This window comes from Pseudomonas palleroniana (assembly GCF_003031675.1).
Taxonomy (GTDB): Bacteria; Pseudomonadota; Gammaproteobacteria; order Pseudomonadales; family Pseudomonadaceae; genus Aquipseudomonas; species Aquipseudomonas palleroniana.
The window spans coordinates 1-20094 of record NZ_PYWX01000051.1; the positions used below are offsets into that span (position 1 = coordinate 1).

Annotated in this window: 17 protein-coding genes and 1 pseudogene; 12 read left to right on the forward strand and 6 right to left on the reverse strand. The window is 61.7% G+C overall.

The features are described 5' to 3' along the window. A pseudogene (locus tag C9383_RS28710) lies at positions 1-166 on the forward strand (IS481 family transposase); the annotation flags it as partial. 168 nt (positions 167-334) lie between these two features. On the opposite strand, the gene C9383_RS17350 reads toward C9383_RS28710, so the two are convergent. Both C9383_RS17350 and C9383_RS17355 read right to left on the reverse strand, forming a co-directional pair. Continuing rightward, positions 335-1081: a creatininase family protein gene (locus C9383_RS17350; RefSeq protein WP_090371596.1), complete on the reverse strand. Its 747-nt coding sequence runs from the start codon at positions 1079-1081 to the stop codon at positions 335-337. Positions 1082-1111: 30 nt separating this feature from the next. Beyond that, positions 1112-1825: a murein L,D-transpeptidase catalytic domain family protein gene (locus C9383_RS17355; protein WP_090371594.1), complete on the reverse strand. Its 714-nt coding sequence runs from the start codon at positions 1823-1825 to the stop codon at positions 1112-1114. Positions 1826-1864: 39 nt separating this feature from the next. Here C9383_RS17355 and C9383_RS17360 point away from each other — a divergent pair, with 39 nt between their 5' ends. Next, positions 1865-3451 carry a L,D-transpeptidase family protein gene (locus tag C9383_RS17360; protein WP_090371592.1) on the forward strand — a complete coding sequence of 529 codons (1587 nt, stop codon included), beginning with the start codon at positions 1865-1867 and terminating at the stop codon, positions 3449-3451. 27 nt (positions 3452-3478) lie between these two features. Here C9383_RS17360 and C9383_RS17365 read toward each other — a convergent pair whose 3' ends face one another. Together C9383_RS17365 and C9383_RS17370 are read right to left on the reverse strand one after the other, a co-directional pair. Next, complete coding sequence (locus C9383_RS17365; protein WP_060757183.1) at positions 3479-4870, reverse strand: sensor histidine kinase; 1392 nt, start codon at positions 4868-4870, stop codon at positions 3479-3481. Continuing rightward, positions 4848-5531, reverse strand: coding sequence for a response regulator transcription factor (locus tag C9383_RS17370; protein WP_060757182.1), 684 nt, complete (start codon positions 5529-5531; stop codon positions 4848-4850). Before C9383_RS17370 ends, C9383_RS17365 begins: the two co-directional genes overlap by 23 nt. A gap of 289 nt (positions 5532-5820) precedes the next feature. Between C9383_RS17370 and C9383_RS17375 the strand changes: the two genes are divergently transcribed. Then, positions 5821-6726: a hypothetical protein gene (locus C9383_RS17375; protein ID WP_060757181.1), complete on the forward strand. Its 906-nt coding sequence runs from the start codon at positions 5821-5823 to the stop codon at positions 6724-6726. A gap of 252 nt (positions 6727-6978) precedes the next feature. Further along, positions 6979-7839, forward strand: coding sequence for a hypothetical protein (locus C9383_RS17380; protein WP_090371590.1), 861 nt, complete (start codon positions 6979-6981; stop codon positions 7837-7839). A 69-nt stretch (positions 7840-7908) separates the two neighbouring features. On the opposite strand, the gene C9383_RS17385 is transcribed toward C9383_RS17380, so the two are convergent. Beyond that, the gene (locus C9383_RS17385) at positions 7909-9120 is read right to left on the reverse strand and encodes a multidrug effflux MFS transporter (protein ID WP_090371588.1); all 1212 of its coding nucleotides are present in this window, start codon (positions 9118-9120) and stop codon (positions 7909-7911) included. A 94-nt stretch (positions 9121-9214) separates the two neighbouring features. Here C9383_RS17385 and pdxR point away from each other — a divergent pair, with 94 nt between their 5' ends. Beyond that, on the forward strand, positions 9215-10636 hold the full coding sequence (gene pdxR, locus C9383_RS17390) for a MocR-like pyridoxine biosynthesis transcription factor PdxR (RefSeq protein ID WP_090371587.1): 1422 nt from the start codon (positions 9215-9217) through the stop codon (positions 10634-10636). 15 nt (positions 10637-10651) lie between these two features. Here pdxR and C9383_RS17395 read toward each other — a convergent pair whose 3' ends face one another. Beyond that, positions 10652-11560, reverse strand: coding sequence for a MurR/RpiR family transcriptional regulator (locus C9383_RS17395; RefSeq protein WP_060757178.1), 909 nt, complete (start codon positions 11558-11560; stop codon positions 10652-10654). 284 nt (positions 11561-11844) lie between these two features. On the opposite strand from C9383_RS17395, the gene C9383_RS17400 reads away from it, so the two are divergent. From C9383_RS17400 to C9383_RS28205, 7 genes are all read left to right on the forward strand, one after another. Next, positions 11845-13782: a bifunctional 5-dehydro-2-deoxygluconokinase/5-dehydro-2-deoxyphosphogluconate aldolase gene (locus tag C9383_RS17400; RefSeq protein WP_090371585.1), complete on the forward strand. Its 1938-nt coding sequence runs from the start codon at positions 11845-11847 to the stop codon at positions 13780-13782. A gap of 165 nt (positions 13783-13947) precedes the next feature. Beyond that, entirely contained in the window at positions 13948-14835 is an 888-nt protein-coding gene (gene iolE, locus C9383_RS17405) for a myo-inosose-2 dehydratase (RefSeq protein WP_060757176.1), read from the forward strand. A 3-nt stretch (positions 14836-14838) separates the two neighbouring features. Further along, entirely contained in the window at positions 14839-15627 is a 789-nt protein-coding gene (iolB, locus tag C9383_RS17410; RefSeq protein ID WP_060757175.1) for a 5-deoxy-glucuronate isomerase, read from the forward strand. Between the two features lie 10 nt (positions 15628-15637). Continuing rightward, positions 15638-17569 (forward strand): 3D-(3,5/4)-trihydroxycyclohexane-1,2-dione acylhydrolase (decyclizing), encoded by a 1932-nt coding sequence (iolD, locus tag C9383_RS17415; protein ID WP_090371583.1) that lies wholly within the window; start codon positions 15638-15640, stop codon positions 17567-17569. Positions 17570-17588: 19 nt separating this feature from the next. Continuing rightward, complete coding sequence (gene iolG, locus C9383_RS17420; RefSeq protein ID WP_090371581.1) at positions 17589-18599, forward strand: bifunctional inositol 2-dehydrogenase/D-chiro-inositol 1-dehydrogenase; 1011 nt, start codon at positions 17589-17591, stop codon at positions 18597-18599. 134 nt (positions 18600-18733) lie between these two features. Continuing rightward, positions 18734-19762 (forward strand): Gfo/Idh/MocA family protein, encoded by a 1029-nt coding sequence (locus tag C9383_RS17425; RefSeq protein ID WP_090371579.1) that lies wholly within the window; start codon positions 18734-18736, stop codon positions 19760-19762. A 127-nt stretch (positions 19763-19889) separates the two neighbouring features. After that, positions 19890-20066 carry a hypothetical protein gene (locus C9383_RS28205; RefSeq protein WP_162843538.1) on the forward strand — a complete coding sequence of 59 codons (177 nt, stop codon included), beginning with the start codon at positions 19890-19892 and terminating at the stop codon, positions 20064-20066. Positions 20067-20094 lie beyond the last annotated feature (28 nt).

A 20094-nucleotide genomic window follows, 5' to 3' on the forward strand; every position in this document is an offset into this window, starting at 1 on the left:
TTCGATAATGTGGAAGGGCAAGCTGGTATTTGTTAGCGAAGCGCTAGCTGGAGAGCGAATAGGGCTGAAAGAGACTGAAGATGATGTCTGGGATCTTTACCTGTGTGACTATCCCTTGGGGAGGCTTGGACGGGGAATGACTCGCGTCCAAGCTTCAAATGTGTAAACGATGTCCCCGGTTTCAGATGTAAACGATGTCTACGGTTCTACACCCGCGCTGGGTGGCGTAGCAGCCCCAAAACCAGGCGCCTCGGTCTTTCTGAACCACCGCAGCGGCAGGGTTTAGGGCGGCTTCGCCACCCAGCGCGGGGCAAGCCCGCTCACTACAAGGTTTTCAGGGTTTCGCTTCGCTGCTGAAACTGTCGACCGCCCTGACCAGGCCCTTGGCCGCCAACGCCACCAACTCACCGCCTTTTTCCACGGTCGCCAGGGCCGGGTCCGAGCCCATGCGTCCGTCGGGGAAGCGTGCGCGGAAGTCCAGCGCCTCGCGGATCGGACCGGTGTTGGCAATCTGCGGCGAATAATCGGCTGACTTGATCGACTCCGGATACGCCCACTGCGTGACCGCGATCTCCGACGGCGTGGCATGGCTGCCATGGCCCACCGGGAATTGGCGGTGCGCCAGATCGCCGACACCTTCAAGGTCCCACCAGTTCACCAGTTTCAGCGCAAACCCGGCTTCGCGACGGGCGTAGCTGGCCTCGGCACACAGTTCGGAAAACGCGGCCTCGATGGTGGCGATATTGCCGCCATGGCCGTTCAGAAACAGGATCTTCTCGAAACCGTGCCCGGCCAGTGAGCGCACCCAATCGCCAATCGCGGCGATAAAGGTGGAAGGGCGCAGCGAGATGGTGCCGGGAAAGCCCAGGTGATGCTGGGCCATGCCGATATTGAAGGTGGGGCCGATCAGGATGTCGGCGTTCTTCTGTGCCTCATGGGCGATGATCTCCGGGCACATCCAGTCGGTGCCCAGGAGGCCGGTCGGGCCATGTTGTTCATTGGAACCAATGGGGATCACGACCGTGCGGCTGCGCTCCAGAAACTGCCCGATTTCGATCCAGGTGGACTTGTGTAGAAGCATGCGGCGCTCTCTTTTATCGGTGGGGACAGGCTATCCACCACGGATTGTACGACTACTGGCCACCTGTTGGGGTTTGCAATTGAGGTAGGTCGAGGACTTCAGCCAATGCCGGTCCGGGTACCAGGAAAACATGAATTGCCCATCCTTGAGCTTGTCCACCACCTGACGCGCCACTTGCGGGCGTACGGCCGGGCAACCCTGGCTGCGCCCGATGCGGCCTTCGCGTTTGCTCCAGGCCGGGTTGACGTAGTCGGCGGCGTGAATCACCAGCGCACGGTCGCGGGCCTGGTCATTGAAACCGGGCTCCAGGCCGTCCATGCGCAATGAATAACCGTGGGTGCCCAGGTAACTTTCCTGGGTGCGAAACAGCCCCAGGCTGGACTGGTGGCTGCCCTCGCGGTTGGAAAACTGCGTGGCGAAGTTTTCCCCGGATTTTGCGCCATGGGCCACCAGGTCACGCAGCACCAGGGTTTTCTTGCGCAAATCGAAGATCCACAGGCGACGAGCGGTCGAGGGTTGCGAGTAGTCGATAACCGCGAGGCGATCGGAGCGTTCTTCACCATTATTGACCGCACACTGCACGGCGTTCAGGGCGCTTTTCAATACGGTGGGATTGAGTTCTGGAGCCGAGCGCGCCAGGCTGTTATACAGGGAGGGAGGATTGCCATTGGCGGCGATCGCAGCCTGGCTCAGTACGGCCAGGCTCATGGCAGCCAGGCCGAGGCGACGGATAAAAGTCAGCATCTACAGTACATCCCCCTACTGTGGATTGGAGCAAAGTCATTGTTCAAAAAACACGCATGTTACTTGAGCATTTGCTTGCTCGTTGCACCACTGGTCGCGACAGCCGAACTGTTGCCGACAGACGCAGTCCCCGTTGCACCATCCAGCCCGATCCAGCTGGCCCTGGCGCAATTGCCCAGCGTATGTCCCGACCTGGCGCCACGCATCGACGCTGCCGCACTGTTGCGGTTGCGGGCGTTCTACCAGCAGCAGGGCGACGCTCCGTTGTGGGCAAGCGGTGAACGCCGTTCAGCGTTGCAGGCCCAGCTGCAGTTGCTGGCCGACGATGGCCTGGACCCCACCCACTATAGCCTGCCTGCCGTAGACGCCACGGCCAATGTGCTGTGCAGCGATATCGACAGCAGCCGCCAGTACCTGCAAGCCCTGCAGGACCTGCATTACGGTCGCCTGCAGCAATCGCGGTTCGAGCCGCTATGGCATGCGCTGCCGCCGACCCGTGACCCGGACACCGTGGTGCTGGCGTTTGCCGCCACGGGGTTGCAAGACATGGCGCAAGCGTTCGATCAGGCCCGCCCCAGCGCGGATTTGTATCGCAGCCTGCGCAATGCTTACGCGACCGTGCGCCTGCAACCCTTGCCGCATTGGGACCCGGTCGCCAACGGCCCCTTGCTGCGCCCCGGCATGGAAGATCCGCGTGTGCCGGAACTGGCGCGCCGCTTGTTCAGCGGCGGCTACCTGGCCAAGGCGAGCCCCGGAAACGGCAAACAATACCGGGACGAGTTGGTCAAGGCGGTAAAGGCGTTCCAGCTCAGCCACTCATTGCAAGCGGATGGCGTGATCGGCGCGGGGACCGTCGCCGAACTCAATATCAGCCCGGCCATGCGCCGCGAACAACTGCGCATCAACCTCGAGCGTTTCCGCTGGCTGGCCCAGGACCTGGAACCCGAAGGGGTGGTGGTGAACGTCGCGGCGGCGCAACTGAGCGTCTACCAAAGCGGTATTCCGGTGTGGCAGACGCGCCTGCAGGTGGGCCGCGCCGAACGCCAGACGCCGCTGCTCAAGTCGTGCATCACCCGGTTGACTCTCAACCCCACCTGGACCATCCCGCCGACCATCATGCGCGAGGACAAACTCCCGGCCATTCGTTTGAACCCCGAATATTTGCGCCAGCAAAACTTGCAGGTGCTCGATGCCCAAGGTCATCCGTTGACGGCAGACCAGGTGGACTGGTCGCGCCCGGGCAACATTCTTCTGCGCCAGGACGCCGGCCCGCGTAACCCGTTGGGCCGGATCGTGATGCGCTTTCCCAACCCGTATTCGGTGTACCTGCACGACACGCCCAGCCAGCCGTTGTTTACCAAAGGGCCGCGAGCCTTCAGTTCGGGCTGTGTGCGGGTGGAGCAACCGTTGCTGTTGCGCGACCTGCTGGTGAGTCCGGCCGAACGGACGCGCACCGATGAGTTGCTGGCCACCGGGTTGACCCATGAGTTCAGGCTGGCCACACCGGTGCCGGTGCTGCTGGGGTATTGGACGGTTGAGGTGAATCGTGAGGGTGGCTTGGTGTACGCGCCCGATATCTATGGGCGCGACCCGGTGTTGATCAAGGCGATGGGGGCGGTGCTCTAGGGGCTGCCCAGCGCCCGTTGGGCGGCGTTATTCGGGGATCAATTGCTGGCGGCATTCCAGCACCAGCCGGGCGCCGCCCAGTTCACTGGTGCCGACCTCCAGCTTGAAGCCATGCAGGTTGATGATCGCCGCGACGATCGAGAGACCCAAGCCGAAGCCGCCTTGCTGATCGCTTTCATCCACCCGATAGAAGCGTTGGAACACCGATTTGCGTTCGGCCACCGGAATGCCGGGGCCGGAGTCGAGTACTTCGATCCGCGTGCTGCCCATATCCGTGGCGGCACGCAGGATGACTTTGCCCCCGGAGGGGGTGAACTTGATCGAGTTGCTCAACAGGTTGCTCAAGGCTTCGAACAGCAACGCGCGGTCGCCGGTGATCCACGGCAGGGATTCGGGGATCTGCAGCACCAATTCCACTTCGCCTTCTTCCGCCAGGGGCAGGTAGAAATCATGCAGTTCGCGCAGCAGCGGCAACGGGTCCATCACCAGAAAGCCCGAGCGCCGCTGGTGGTCTTCCAGCTCGGAGATGCGCAGCAGCCCACGAAAGCGCGCCATCAGGGTGTCGGTCTCGGCGATGGCGTCATCCAGTTTCACCGCATGGGCCGAGTCTTCTTCGGCTTGTTGCTTGATGCGGTAGAGCTGGGCGCGCAAGCGCGTCAGCGGAGTGCGCAGGTCATGGGCAATGTTGTCGCAGACGCCCTTGACCTCATTCATCAGTTTTTCGATGCGGTCGAGCATGGCGTTGACGATGGCCGCCAGCATATCCAGTTCGTCACGCCGATTGGACAGCGGCAGGCGGTGTGTCAGGTCGCCGGCGACGATGGCTTCGGCGCTGGCCTGGATCCCGCGAATGCGCCGTAGCGGCTGGCGCCGCAACAGGTGCCAACCGGCCGCGCCGGGGATGATCGTCAGGGACAGGGCCCACAACAGGGCATGCCAGATGATCCGGGTGACACCGAACAATGAACCGTTGGCGCGCACCAGTACCAGCCAGCGGCCGTCTTCGGTGTGGGTGGCGACGGCGTCGCAGCTGTCCTTGGGCAGCTTGGGGTCGTTGGAGTCGACGCAATTGGCCAGGGCGTGGATCTTGCCGTCCAGGGGCAGGTCGGGCGGCACCGCACGGATCGGCCCGCTCAATGGGCGGAACTGTTCATCGAACAAGCCGTAGGCGTCAACGCCCTTCATGTCGAAGGTCATGCTGGTGGTCAGTGCCTCGACCAGTTCCTCGCCGTCAAAACGCTGGAACAGGTGTTGACGCTGCATCAGGGAGTGACGCGACAAGTCGCCCAAGTAGCCCGAGACCTCGTAGTACAGCACCCCCATGAGGATGCAGCTCCACGCCACGAACAACGAGCTGTACAGCGCCAGCAAGCGGCTGCTGGAGGAGCGCCAGCCCTTAGAGGGGTTCAGCAATGACATACCCGGAACCTCGTACCGTGCGGATCAACGGCGTGAGGCCCGGTGGATCGATTTTTTTGCGCAGGCGACCGATGTGCACGTCGATCAGGTTGGTGCCGGGATCGAAGTGGTAACCCCAGACTTCTTCGAAGATCATCATCCGCGACAGGATCTGCCCGGTGTTGCGCATCAGGAATTCCAGCAGTTTGTATTCGGTGGGCAACAGGCTCAGCGGCTGTTCGGCACGGCTGGCTTCGCGGGTGATCAGGTTCAGTTCCAGGTCGGCCACGCGCAGGGCGGTTTCGAGTTCCTTGACCGTGCTTTTGCGCCGCAGCAGCACTTCGACCCGGGCGGCCATTTCATCGGAGGCGAACGGTTTGGTCAGGTAATCATCGCCACCGGCACGCAGGCCGCGTACACGCTCGTCGACGTCGGAGAGGGCGCTGATCATCAGGATCGGCGTCGACACCCCGATGGTCCGCAGCGTGGTGACGATGGCCAGGCCATCGAGTTCCGGCAGCATGCGGTCGAGGGTGATCAGGTCGTAATCCCCGCTCACGGCACGGACCAGGCCTTCGCGGCCGTTGTCTACCCAATCGACATCCAGTCCATGGCTACTCAGCTCGGCGACGATCTCGCGGGCCGTTACGGCGTCATCCTCGATGGTCAAAATGCGTGTCATAGGATTACCTGGTGAGCGTTCACACTAGAAGTGGGGGCATTTTGCCAAGAAATGATAGCGGGCTTACTAAAAAAATATTCATGTTAGGCAAATCGAGCATTTGCTGGGTGGAAGTGCATAACGCCCACCTCTCACGGCTCATTCTTGCAAGTTGCATGATTTTGAGAAGTTCAAGTTATTTAAATCGTTGAAATATATAGGATTTATTTTTGTCGGCGACTGGCATGGTGCCTGCACTGTCCTTTTTGGGACTTGTAACACTATTTTTCATGCCTGGAGCTAAACAACAATGATCACATCCTCATCCACGCTGCAAGAATCAAGCACGCTCTCCGGGGTTTCCTGGGGGGCTATCTTTGCCGGGGCCGCAGCTGCCGCTGCACTTTCCCTGATTCTGGTACTGCTGGGCTTCGGCCTGGGGTTCTCGGCGGTTTCGCCGTGGGCCGACAGCGGGATCAGTGCCAAGGGGCTTGGCATTTCTACCATCGTCTGGCTGGCCTTCACCCAGATCGTCGCGTCCGGGCTCGGTGGTTACATCGCCGGTCGGTTGCGGGTGAAGTGGGCCAATATGCACACGGATGAGGTGTACTTTCGCGACACCGCCCATGGTTTCCTGGCCTGGGCCGTCGCGACGCTGATCACCGCAGTGCTGGTGGTCGGCTCGGTCAGCAGCGTCGTCAGCGGCGGTGTCAAAGCCGGTGCGGCGGTTGCCTCGGGTGCCGCCAGCGGCCTGACTCAAGCAGCCGGCGGTGCCGCCAAAGGCGCCAACAGTGGCGACTTCGATTATTACGTCGACAGCCTGTTCCGCGATGACCGCCCAGCCGCCGTCAGCGATGATGCCGCCCATGGCGTGGTTGCACGTATCTTCACCCGCACCCTGAGCAACGACGGCCAGCTCGCTCCTGAAGACCGGACCTACCTGGCCCAGTTGATCAGCCAGCGCACCAACCTCAGCCAGGCTGACGCCGAAGCGCGTATCGACAAGGTCTACGGCGATGCCCGCAAAGCCATCGAAGACGCCAAGCTCAAAGCCAAGCAAGCCGCCGACACCGCTGCGAAAGTCGCCGCTTACACGTCGCTGTGGACCTTCATCACGCTGTTGATCGGTGCCTTCTTCGCCAGCTTCGCCGCCACGTTCGGCGGTCGCCGTCGGGATGCCGTGGTGTATGTCGAAACCGAAACCTACGTTCGTTAATTCAAGGAGAACACTCTCATGCGCTCATTACTCTTGTGGTTTCTCGGCGTGCCTATCCCGGTCATCATCCTGATCGCGATCTTCATGCACTGATTGCAGAAATAAAAGCGCGCCGGGTTAAACCGGCGCGCTTTTTTTTGGCTATAAGAAATGGGCTTTTATACCTGTCAGATTTGACAGTATACGCAGTGTCTCGAAGTTACTACGGTGACAGTTGCCATTTGGGCACTGGTCACTCTATGAGGCATTGCCATGAGCCAGACATCCGGAACCATGACTGCTGCAATTAACAATCCGCAAGTAACGCCTTCGAACTATCCGTTCACCGGTGATGCTGATCGCATGATGCTGTATTTCATCGGCAACGATCTGTATTTCTCTTCTTCCGAGCAGCTAGGGCCTGACATCAACGAAGTGCAAGGCTTCGACTTTTGCATCCCGGGGGTGCCCGCCGATGGCGTAATGCACACTTACGACTTAGTGAACGAAGCGACCGGGGTTTTTTGGGCCTCTGAGGGATCCTGGGCGACTCCCTATACCGCTACTGCGGGCAGTATCAGCGTTTCGCTGGACTCAAAAAACAGGCTGTTCGGCACGTTCAACTTTGTCGGCAGCAACGGCAATAAAAGTGTGCAGGTGAGCCGGGGTGCCTTGGATTTGAGCGGCTTTATCACCGACGTATCCAAATCAGTATCGCGCAAAGTGATGGACACCGGCCATATGATTGGGACCATTGTGGGCGGGCCACTCCCGGACCCTAATTTCAACGCGACGGTGGTCAATATTCAAAAAGTCCAGAGCACTGTTGACTACTGGCAAGTAATAGGTCAACAGGTGGACGGCGATATTGCTCACACCCGCACCTGGATCTTGATTGTTGTCCCTGTCGGCACTACCGGTACAGAGTTTGACCTCAGCCCCAGCAGCCCGGTGAGGGTGACACTTGGCAGTGTCCCTTCATTAGGTTTTGCTCACGCAGTCAGCGGTAAAATCAGATTTACGTCCATGCCGGCGACGGGGCGCGCAGCGGGCGACATCGACTGCCTGGTGCAAAAAAATCAGGAATCGCCCATCCGGATAAAAGTGAGTTTCGATATCCTCGACACGGTGTAGCGATCTTGATCATCAAACTCTATGGGTACTGCTGGGCGGCGTTGGGTGTGACCTATAGTGATTGCTGCCTCACTCAAACCGCGCCTGGCCAACAGGCGCGGTTTTTTGCTGTAGGGCGAGCCAACCGCTGAGCAGCAACACACTCGCCGCTGACGTCATGATCACCAGCGGGGTTGAAGTGCCATCCGACAGCAACCCGGTGAGCCAGCTGCCCACGGCCGTCAGGAACATCTGGATAAAGAAGAACAGCCCCGAAGCCGTCCCGGCCACTGCGCCGTAGGGCTGCAACACCGACAGCTGGCAAGCTGGAATCGCCATGCCCACCGACACCATGATCACCACCATCGGCAGCACAATCGCCAACCATTCTCCCGGCAAAACAGAAGTCGCGGTGGTAAGTGTCGCACTGCCGACGATGTTCAAGCCGATTGCGGCGCTGATCAACCGGTCGGGTTCGAAACGTTGTACCAGCCGCCGAAACAGGTTCGCGCCGAGCATGTAGCCGCTGATCGTGGCGGCAAACACCAGCGCGTAAGCCGTGGCAGACAAGTGAAAGCCGCGTTGCAGCAAAGCTGACGACTCACTGATGAACGGAAAGTAGGTGCTGTAGACGCAGCCAATGGCGAGCGAATAGCGCAGGAAATAGCGGTCACGCAGCAGTTGGCCGTAGAGCTGCAACAGATTGCGCGGCGGCGCGGCAGCCACCTCTGCCGGACGGGTTTCCGGCAAGCGCTGATACACCACCAGAGACAGCGCGGCCCCGATCAGCCCCAGCAGCACGAACAGCCCGCGCCAGTTGATCAACGGCAGCAGCAGGCTACCCAGCACGGGGGCGGCCATCGGCGACACGGCCATGGCCATGGAGATCAAGCCCAGCAGACGTGCCTGCTCCTGGCGGTCGAAGTAGTCGCGCACGATCACCCGGCCGATCACCGTGGTGCAGCATCCGCCCAGGGCCTGGAACAAGCGGGCGATGATCAGCACGCCGAGGTTGTCGGACCAGGCGCAGGCGGCGGTGGCCGCCACATACAGGAACAGGCCGCTCAGCAGCACCGGTCGGCGACCGAAGCGGTCGGTCAGCGGGCCGCTGACCAGCAGGGAAATCGCCGAACCCAGGGTGTACAGCGTGAGGGTCAATTGCAATTGGGCGTCGCGGGCGTGGAAATAGTCGGCCATGGCGGGCAGGGCTGGCAGGTGCAGGTCCAGGGTGATGCGCGGCAAGGCGATCAGGAGGGTCAGCAGCACCAGCCAGAATCCCGTGGAGAGGGTGCGTTGTGTCATGGAAAGCCTCGATACCGTTCGTGGAGCCTCGAACTCTACTGGCTTTGTGGTTTAATCCTTTGGGCCACTTATGTCTGGAGTGAATGGACCACTTATGAGTCGAGGAAAAGCCGCATCCGCCTTGGACCTGCCGCGTCCCGCCGCCTTGGACGCAGGCAAGCAGCAGGGCGCTTACGATGCGTTGCGTACCGCCATCCTGAACCGGCAACTGCCGGCGGGCAGTCGCTTGCCGTCTACGCGCAGTCTGGCTGAGCGCTGGTTGGTATCGCGCGGCACCCTCGAGGCGGCCTATGAGCGCTTGCAGGGCGAAGGCTATGTGCAGCGGGTGGCCGGCTCGGGCACGCGGGTATGTGCGGTGATCCCCGAACAGTTCATTGCGGCTGCGGCGCCCAGCGCAAGCGTGCGCCGTGCGGCGTTGCCTGATCAGCCTGATGCGGTGGTGCAGAGCCACGTGCCTTTCGTGGCACGGCGCCCGGATGCCGGCCTGTTCGACTTGAAAACCTGGGCGCGTTGCCTCTCCCGTGGCTTGCTCCGCGTGGGCCCTGGTGTGCTGGAAGCCGCCCACCTGGCCGGGCTGCCGGCCTTGCGAGAACAGATCGCCGATTACCTGCGCAGCTATCGCGGCCTGCAATGCGAGGCCGATGAAGTAATCGTCACCACCGGCATTCGCCACGCCCTCGACCTGATCGCCCGCACGCTGCTCAAGCCCGGTGACACGGCCTGCGTTGAAGACCCCGGTTACACACCCGCACGTCGCCTGTTCGGCTTGGCGGGTGCACAGGTCAAGGCCGTGCCGGTGACGGCCGAGGGCCTGGATTGCGCGCAACTGCCTTCCACCGCACGCCTGGCCTATGTGACCCCGGCGCACCAGGCGCCGCTGGGCATGACCCTCTCGGTGTCGCGGCGCCTGGCGCTGCTGGACTGGGCCGCCCGCGCCGACGCCTGGGTGATCGAAGACGACTACGACAGCGAGTACAACTACAACAGCGCGCCCCTGGCGGCGCTCAAATCCCTGGATTGCGGCGACCGGGTGCTCTACTGCGGCAGCTTCAACAAGAACCTGTTTCCCGGTTTGCGCGTGGGGTTCATGGTGGTGCCCAAGGCGTTGCGCCCAGCGCTATTGCGCACCCTGCAACTGACCGGGCATTCGGTGGGCGCCACGGATCAGCTGGGGTTGGTGGAGTTGCTTGGCAGCGGTGCCTTTGTGCGTCACCTGCGCGCTTCGCGCCAGGCTTATCAGGCACGGCGCGACGCATTGCTCGCGTGCTTGCCGGACGGCTGCTCAGTGAGTGGCCAGCAGGCCGGGTTGCACTTTGTCTTGTGGTTGCCGCCGGGTGTGGAAGAACAGGACTTTTGTGAGCGGGCCACTGCCGTCGGGTTGGCGCTGCAGCCCTTGGGCAAGTTCTGCGTAGAGGCCAGCCTGCCGCCGGCGGTGATCATCGGCTACACCGCGCTGACCCTGGCGCAGATCCGTTTTCACGGGCGGGTGCTGACAAAGTTGCTGATCGCAACGTGAGTCGGTGTCTGTCGCTCAGTCTTCGAACCCGACCTGTTCATGAATCTCGTCCACCTTCAATTCCAGGCGATACGCCACTGCAATGAACAGCGCCTGGCACAGGCACAAGGTGGCGCTCAACGAGCGGAAGGCGAACGAGGAACCTTCGTTCACCAACAGCACCGTGTTCGCCCGCTTGGCCAGGGGCGAGAGGTTGCTGTCAGTGATGATCAGGGTCTTGGCCTGCTGGTGCTGGGCGATGCGCAGGCAGTGCTGGGTCTCTTTGCCGTAGGGCGTGAAGCTGATGGCGATCACCAGGTCGTTGGCCCGTACGCTGCGCATCTGCTCGCGGTAGCTGCCGCCCAAGCCTGAGATCAGGTGAATGCGCTTGTTGGTGTGCTGCAGGTTGTAGACCAGGTAATCGGCGACGGCGAAGGAACGGCGCACGCCGACCACATAGATATTGTCGGCATTGACCACCAGGTCCACGGCTTTCTCGAACGCCGCGTCATCGAGTTCCAGCCCCAGGCGCTCGATGCCGGACAGCGTGGCGTTGACGCATTCACGTGCCAGGTCGCCGCCGCTGGCTTTCTGCGACTTGTTGGCGATCATGCTGCGGATGCGCTGCTGGTAGTTCTGTACCGGTGTGGTCTTGTGGGTATACGCCTCGCGAAACAGCGCCTGCATCTCACTGAACCCACTGAAGCCGAATCGTTGCGAAAAGCGCACGATGGCGGAGGGGTGCACTTCGCATTCGCGGGCGATATCGCTGATGCGGTCGACCATGATCCGGTCGCGCTGCTGGCTCATGTAGCTGGCAATGCGCTTGAGCTGACGCGGCAGGCTTTCGTATTCGTCGGTGATCAGTTGCAACAGGCGCTCGGCATTGATCGGAGGGCTGGCGAGCGTGGCTTCCAGGGTAGTCTCGGGATCGGTGCGGGACATGGGCAATCCTTCTGGCGTTTTCGTCTGTTGCGCGGGTGGGTGGCGCAAGTCTACAGGGTAGGCGCAAAAAAATACCCCGGCATCACGGCCCGCGCGGCGTGCTGAAACGATGCACGGCGAATGGCGAGCCATTATGTCAGTGTATTGGAAAAAATATTCCACAAAAAATAAATATGGAATAAATATTGATTGCGCCCCCCGGACGTTCTAGTCTGCTCCCACCAAGAGCGTTTGCTGTCGCCTCGGCAGTACAACGCAGGCTGATAAAAATAACAGGAGCCAGCATGGGCCAGACTCGTTTTGCCAGTGGGCGTCAATTGGATCTGATTTGCCTCGGGCGCCTGGGCGTCGACCTCTACGCACAGCAAGTGGGCGCGCGGCTTGAGGACGTGTCCAGCTTCGCCAAGTACCTCGGCGGGTCCTCCGCCAATATCGCTTTCGGCACCGCACGCCTGGGGCTCAAGTCGGCGATGCTGAGCCGGGTAGGGGACGACCATATGGGGCGTTTCCTGGTGGAATCCCTGGCCCGTGAGGGCTGCGATGTCAGCGGCATCAAAGTCGATCCTGAACGCCTCACCGCCCTGGTGCTGCTTGGCCTCAAGGACCGGGAAACCTTCCCCCTGGTGTTCTACCGCGAAAACTGCGCAGACATGGCCCTGCGCGCCGAAGACATCAGCGAAGCCTTTATTGCCTCCAGCAAAGCCCTGCTGATCACCGGTACGCATTTCTCCACCGATGGCGTGTACAAGGCCAGCATCCAGGCGCTGGACTATGCCGCCAGGCACAACGTCAAGCGCGTGTTGGACATTGACTACCGCCCGGTGCTGTGGGGCCTGGCCGGCAAGGCGGACGGTGAAACCCGTTTTGTCGCCGACCAGAATGTCAGCCAGCACGTGCAGAAAATCCTGCCGCGTTTTGACCTGATCGTGGGCACCGAAGAAGAGTTCCTGATCGCCGGTGGCAATGAGGACTTGCTGAGCGCCCTGCGCAACGTGCGCGAACTGACCCCGGCCACCCTGGTGGTCAAGCTCGGCCCGCAGGGCTGCACGGTGATCCACGGCGCCATCCCGGCGCGACTCGAGGACGGTGCGATCTACCCCGGTGTGCGCGTGGAAGTGCTCAACGTGCTGGGCGCCGGCGATGCGTTTATGTCGGGCTTCCTCAGCGGTTGGCTGAACGATGCCGGCGATGAGCGTTGCAGCCAGTTGGCCAATGCCTGCGGCGGCCTGGTGGTGTCGCGCCATGCCTGTGCTCCGGCGATGCCCACGCCTGCCGAACTGGATTACCTGTTCAACAGCCCGGTGCCCATCACGCGGCCGGATCAGGACGTCACCCTGCAACGCCTGCATCGCGTCACGGTGCCGCGCAAGGTCTGGAAGCCGTTGTTCGTGTTTGCGTTCGACCATCGCTGGCAATTGGTCGACCTGGCGCAAAAGGGCGGGCAGGATCCGGCGCGCATCAGCGATATCAAGCAACTGTTTATCCAGGCCATCGAACGGGTGGAGAAAAAACTTGGCGAGCAGGGCGTCGAGGCCGATGTGGGCCTGCTGGCCGACCAGCGTTTTGGCCAGGATGCGCTCAACGCCGCCAGCGGTCGCGGCTGGTGGATCGCGCGCCCAGTGGAAGTACAGAACTCGCGACCCCTGGCGTTCGAGCATGGGCGTTCGGTCGGCAGCAACTTGATCGCCTGGCCTCAGGAGCAAATCATAAAGTGCCTGGTGCAATTTCATCCGGACGACGAGCCGCTGCTGCGCCTGGAACAGGAAGCGCAACTCAAGGCGCTGTACGAGGCCTCGCTGGTCAGCGGCCATGAACTGCTGCTGGAGGTCATCCCGCCCAAGGATCATCCATCCCCTTACCCGGAGGTGCTGTATCGCAGCCTCAAGCGCCTGTACAACCTGGGCATCTATCCGGCGTGGTGGAAGATCGAGGCGCAGTCGGCCGAGGACTGGAAGAAGCTCGACGAACTGATTCAAGAGCGCGACCCGTACTGCCGTGGCGTGGTGCTGCTGGGCCTGAACGCGTCGGCGCAATGCCTGGCCGATGGCTTCCAGCAGGCCAGCCACAGCACCACCTGCCGTGGTTTCGCCGTGGGCCGTACGATCTTCCAGGAGCCGAGCCGCGCCTGGATGGCTGGGGAAATTGATGACGAGACTCTGATTCAGCAGGTGCAGCACACCTTCGAACAGCTCATCAATGCCTGGCGCAGTTCCCGAACCTGATCACAATTCCAAATATGCAATGCAATCAAATGTGGGAGGGGGCTTGCTCCCGATGGCGGTGGTTCAGCTATAGAAGTTTTGCCTGATTCACCGCTATCGGGAGCAAGCCCCCTCCCACATAAAAGCAGATCTCAGCGATACCTGAAAAATAAAAAAGGTGCAGCCATGCCCGCAATCCGAATTGGCATCAACCCGATCTCCTGGAGCAACGACGACCTGCCGGCCCTGGGCGGTGAGACTCCCTTGAGCACCGCCCTCAGCGAAGGCAAGGACATCGGCTACGAAGGTTTTGAACTCAACGGCAAATTTCCCAAGGACGCCAAGGGCGTCGGCGATGTGTTGCGTCCCTATGACCTGGCGTTGGTCTCCGGCTGGTACTCCAGCCGTTTGGCGCGGCGTTCGGTGGCCGAAGAAATCGAAGCCATCGCCGGCCATGTCGAGTTGCTCAAACAGAACGGCGCCCAGGTGCTGGTGTATGGCGAAGTCGCCGACTCCATCCAGGGTTCGCGTGTGCGCCTGATCGAGCGCCCGCGGCTGCACAGCGAGCAAGCCTGGCAGGCATACGCCGACAAACTCACCGAACTGGCGCGTTTCACCCTGTCCCAGGGGGTGCGGTTGGCCTACCACCACCATATGGGCGCCTACGTCGAGTCTCCCGAAGACATCGACCAGCTGATGCGCCGCACAGGCCCTGAAGTCGGCCTGCTGTTCGACTCCGGCCATTGCTACATGGGCGGTGGCGAACCCATCGAGGTGCTGCGCAAACACATCGACCGCATCTGCCACGTGCATTTCAAGGACGTACGCAAAGCGGTGGTGCAACTGGCGCGCAACCAGATGTGGAGCTTTCCCGATTGCATCGTCAACGGCACCTTCACGGTGCCGGGTGACGGCGATATCGATTTTGCCGAATTGCTCGATGTGCTGCTGGCCGCGAACTACCAGGGCTGGCTGGTGGTGGAGGCCGAGCAGGACCCGGCCGTTGCGCCCAGTTATATCTACGCCAAAAAGGGTTATGACACCTTGCGTGCACTTCTCGACGAGAGGGTTTGAGTGATGAGCTTGCTGGTCAAAAGCAGCAAACGCGGACAAACCATGGTGGCCCTGGAAGCCGGTCGCCTGGAGTACGTGGGTTTTTCCGCTTACCGCCTGAGCCTGGGCGAAACCCTGCCGGTCAGCGCCGGGGATAACGAGCTGTGCCTGGTGCTGCTCAGTGGCCGGGTCGATATCCAGGGCGAGGGTTTCAACTGGCAGAACCTCGGTGATCGCCAGTCGGTGTTCGAGGAGAAGTCTCCGTTCGCCGCTTACCTGCCGCCCGGCACCGAGGCCCAGGTGACGGCGTTGAGCGATGTGCAAATCGCCGTTTGCGCCGCGCCCGGTGCACCGGGTTTCGAACCGCGCCTGATCCGCCCCGAACAGTGCAGGCGCAGCGTGCGCGGCAAGGGCGCCAACACCCGCTATGTCTGCGACATCCTGCCCGACAGCGAGCCGGCGCATTCGCTGCTGGTGGTGGAAGTGCGCACGCCGTCCGGGCATTCGTCGAGCTACCCGCCGCACAAGCATGACACCGACGACCTGCCGCGCCAGAGCTTTCTCGAAGAAACCTACTACCACCAGATCAACCCGCCCCAGGGCTTCGTGTTCCAGCGCGTCTACACCGATGACCGCAGTATCGACCAGGCCATGGCCGTGGAAAACAGTGACCTGGTGGTGGTGCCCAAGGGCTATCACCCGGTCAGCGTACCGTATGGCTATGAGTCCTATTACCTGAACGTGATGGCCGGCCCCAAGCGTGCCTGGCATTTCCATAACGACCCGCAGCACAGCTGGCTGCTGGACCTTTAAGGGGCGCTTCATGACCACAACCCGACTGACCATGGCCCAGGCCCTGGTGAAGTTCCTGGATAACCAATACATCGAAGTCGATGGCGTGCAGAGCAAGTTTGTCGCCGGGGTGTTCACGATTTTCGGCCACGGCAATGTGCTCGGCCTGGGCCAGGCCCTGGAGCAGGACAGCGGCGACCTGGTGGTGCATCAGGGGCGCAACGAGCAAGGCATGGCCCACGCTGCCATCGGTTTTGCCAAGCAGCACCTGCGCCGCAAGATCTACGCGTGTACGGCGTCCGTGGGCCCGGGTGCGGCGAATATGCTGACCGCCGCCGCGACGGCCACCGCCAACCGCATCCCGTTGTTGCTGTTGCCCGGCGATGTGTATGCCAGTCGCCAGCCCGACCCGGTGCTGCAACAGATCGAGCAGTTCCATGACTTGAGCATCAGCACCAACGACGCTTTCCGTTCCGTGAGCAAGTACTGGGACCGTATCAACCGCCCCGAGCAATTGATGACGGCGGCCATTCACGCCATGCGAGTGCTCACCGACCCGGCCGAAACCGGCGCGGTCACCCTGGCACTGCCCCAGGACGTGCAGGGCGAAGCCTGGGACTATCCCGATTATTTCCTGCAAAAGCGCGTGCATCGCCTCGAGCGTCGCCCGGCCACCACGGCGATGATCGAGGATGCCGTGGCGGCGTTCCGGGGCAAGCGCAAGCCGTTGATCATCTGCGGTGGCGGGGTGCGTTACTCTGGCGCGAATACTGCGCTGCAAGCCTTTGCCGAACGTTTTGATATTCCCTTCGCCGAAACCCAGGCCGGCAAGAGCGCCGTGATCTCCAGCCATCCGCTGAACGTCGGTGGCCTGGGGGAAACCGGTTGCCTGGCGGCCAACCTGCTGGCGCCGCAAGCGGACCTGATCATTGGCGTCGGCACCCGTTACACCGACTTCACCACCTCGTCAAAGTCGCTGTTCAAACATGCCGAGGTGACGTTCCTCAACCTCAATATCAGCCCCTGTGACGCGTTGAAACTCGATGGCGTGCAAGTGCTGGCGGATGCACAAGTCGCCCTTGACGCGCTGGCCGATGCGCTGGGGGATTATCGCGCCGGTTGGGGCGAGCAGATCCACGAGGCCAAGGCACTGTTCGACGCCGAGGTAGACCGTGTGCACCAGGTGGAATATCAGGGCGACGACTTCGTGCCTGAGGTCGATGACCGCCTGGACCGTGCGGTGCTGCGTGAATTTATCGAGCTGACCGGCTCCTGCCTGACCCAGAGCCGCGTGCTCGGCGTGTTGAACCAGACCCTGGCCGACGACGCGATCATCGTCGCCGCCGCCGGCAGCCTGCCCGGCGACTTGCAGCGCGCCTGGCGCAGCAAGGGCGTCAACACTTACCACGTCGAGTACGGCTATTCGTGCATGGGCTACGAGGTCAACGCCGCCCTGGGCGCGAAGCTGGCCGAGCCAAGCCGGGAGGTCTATGCACTGGTGGGCGATGGCTCCTACCTGATGCTGCATTCGGAGCTCGCCACCTCGATTCAGGAGCGGCGCAAAATCAACGTGGTGCTGTTCGACAACATGGCCTTCGGTTGCATCAACAACCTGCAGCTCGGCAATGGCATGGACAGCTTCGGCACGGAATTTCGCTTTCGCAACCCCGACAGCGGCAAGCTCGATGGTGGGTTGGTGCCGGTGGATTTCGCCATGAGTGCAGCGGCGTATGGCTGCAAGACTTACAAGGTCAGCACGCTGGAGCAACTGGAAGCGGCCTTGGCCGATGCGCGCACGCAGACCGTCTCGACGCTGATCGACGTCAAGGTACTGCCCAAGACCATGGTGCATGGCTACCTGTCGTGGTGGCGGGTGGGCGTGGCGCAGGTCTCCACCAGTGAGCGCACGAATGCGGCGGCGAAAAAACTCAATGAACAGCTGGCCAAGGCCCGGCAGTACTAATAACAAGAGGAATGAATCTATGTCGTTGAAGCTTGGAGTGATCGGTACGGGTGCCATCGGCCGGGACCATATCCGTCGTTGCAGCCAGACCCTGCTCAACAGCCAGGTGGTGGCAGTCACCGACATCAACCTTGCGCAAGCCGCCCAGGTGGTGGCGGACTTGAAGCTGGACGCCGAGGTATACCCGGACGGCCATGCGCTGATCGCCTCACCGCAGGTCGAGGCGGTGCTGGTGACGTCCTGGGGGCCGAGCCACGAAGAGTTCGTGCTGGCGGCCATCGCCGCCGGCAAGCCGGTGTTCTGCGAGAAACCCCTGGCAGTGACGGCCGCGGGCTGCCGCAGGATCGTCGACGCCGAAGTGGCATACGGCAAGCGCCTGGTGCAGGTCGGTTTCATGCGCCCGTATGACGAAGGCTATCGCGCCCTCAAGGCCGTGATCGACAGCGGCCGGATCGGCGAGCCCTTGATGTTGCACTGCGCGCACCGCAACCCGAAGGTCGGCGAGAACTACAAGACCGACATGGCGATCACCGACACGTTGATCCACGAGCTGGATGTACTGCGCTGGTTGCTCAACGACGATTACGTCTCGGTGCAAGTGGTGTTCCCACGCAAGTCGAGCAAGGCGTTGGCCCACCTGCGCGACCCGCAGATCGTGCTGCTGGAAACCGCCAAGGGCACGCGCATCGATGTGGAAGTGTTCGTGAACTGCCAATACGGCTATGACATCCAGTGCGAAGTGGTGGGGGAGACCGGCATCGCCAAACTGCCGGAGCCGTCCCAGGTGCAATTGCGCAGTGAGGCGAAACTCTCGAATGCGATTCTGATGGATTGGAAAGACCGGTTTATCGCGGCCTACGACGTGGAGCTGCAAGCCTTCATCGATGGCGTGCGCGCAGGCCAGGTGGGCGGGCCTTCCGCCTGGGATGGGTTTGCGGCGGCGGTGGCGGCGGATGCCTGTATCGAGGCGCAGGGCAGTGAGCAGATTGTGAAAGTCAGTCTCCCTGAGCGCCCGCACTTCTACGGCTGAGCGAACCTGTGGGAGGGGGCTTGCTCCCGATAGGCCGCGCAGCGGCCTCAAAAATGAGCCTGCTACGCAGTCCATCGGGAGCAAGCCCCCTCCCACATATGGATTGGGTTGGCCGTTCAAGAAGGAGTTGAAGCATGCGAATTGGACTAGTCGGCTACGGCCACGGTGGGCGATTCTTTCATGCGCCGCTGATTGCCACACTGCCAGGGGCCACCTTTGTCGGGGTGGTGACACGCTCAGCGGAACGTCGGCAGCAATTGAACGGCGACCATCCCGGGGTGAAGGCGTTTGACAACATTGGTCAGATCGTCGAAGCGGGTGTCGACGCGCTGGTCATTTCGACCACGCTCAAGGGCCGCCCGGCGCTGGTACTGGAGGCCATCGAACACGGTGTCGCGGTGGTCAGCGACAAACCCTTCGCCGCCAATGCCGAGCAGGCCCAGGCGCTGATTACCGCCGCCGAACGCCAGGGCTCGCTGTTAAGCGTCTATCAGAACCGGCGGTGGGATTCGGACTACCTGACCCTGCGCAAGCTCATCGATGCCGGTGCCCTGGGCGAGATCACCCGGTTTGAATCCCGGGTCGAACGCTACAGCCCGCAAGCGGTGGGCAATGCCAGTGGCGGTGGCTGGCTGCGGGATCTGGGCAGCCACTTGGTGGACCAGGCGCTGCAACTGTTCGGCCCGGTGGACCGGGTGTTTGCACAGCTGCAGTTCAGCCGCGACTACCCCAGCCTCGACCACGGGTTTTTTGTCAGCCTGACCCACGCCAATGGCGTGATTTCCCATTTATGGGGCAGTGCGCTGCAAAACAGCCAGGCGCCGCGCTTTCGGGTGAGTGGTACCGGAGGGTGTTACACCGTGGACGGGCTGGACGGCCAGGAAGAAGCCTTGATGGCCGGCAAGTCACCGAAAACCGAAGGTGAGCATTGGGGCGCTGAAGAGCACCGACGCTGGGGTTGGTTCGAGCAGGGGCCGGAACGCGAGCGCGTGCCGTCGGAGAAAGGCTGCTGGACCGAGTTCTATCGTCAGTTGCAGCGCGCCGTGCAAGGCCAGGGCCCGCTGCCGGTGGAGGCCTGTGACGCGCTGGAAACCACCCGTATATTGGACGCCGCACGCCTGAGCGCCGAGCGCCAGCAGGTGGTTTCAACAAAAATGGAATAAAATTCCAAAATATATTGATATAGAAATTATTTTCCAATAAAGTCTTTTCCAGGTTGCAAAAAGTACGTTCGAACCCGATTCGCACGACTCAACAAAAACAAGATCAAAAACAACCAGGTACCGTCAGATGAAAATCTTCAACGCTGTACTGCGAGTTTTACGCCCCGCCTTTGCGTCACGCGGTCTGCCCCGCCCCCGTCCGTTTTACTTCTCTTTCCTGAATGTGCTGTGCGTCGAAAACCAGGGCGCGCTGGTGTGCTGCATTCCCGGCGCACCGGTGGTCCGACTGCCCGCCGAGCTCTGATCAACGCAACGTCCAGAAAACCAACAAA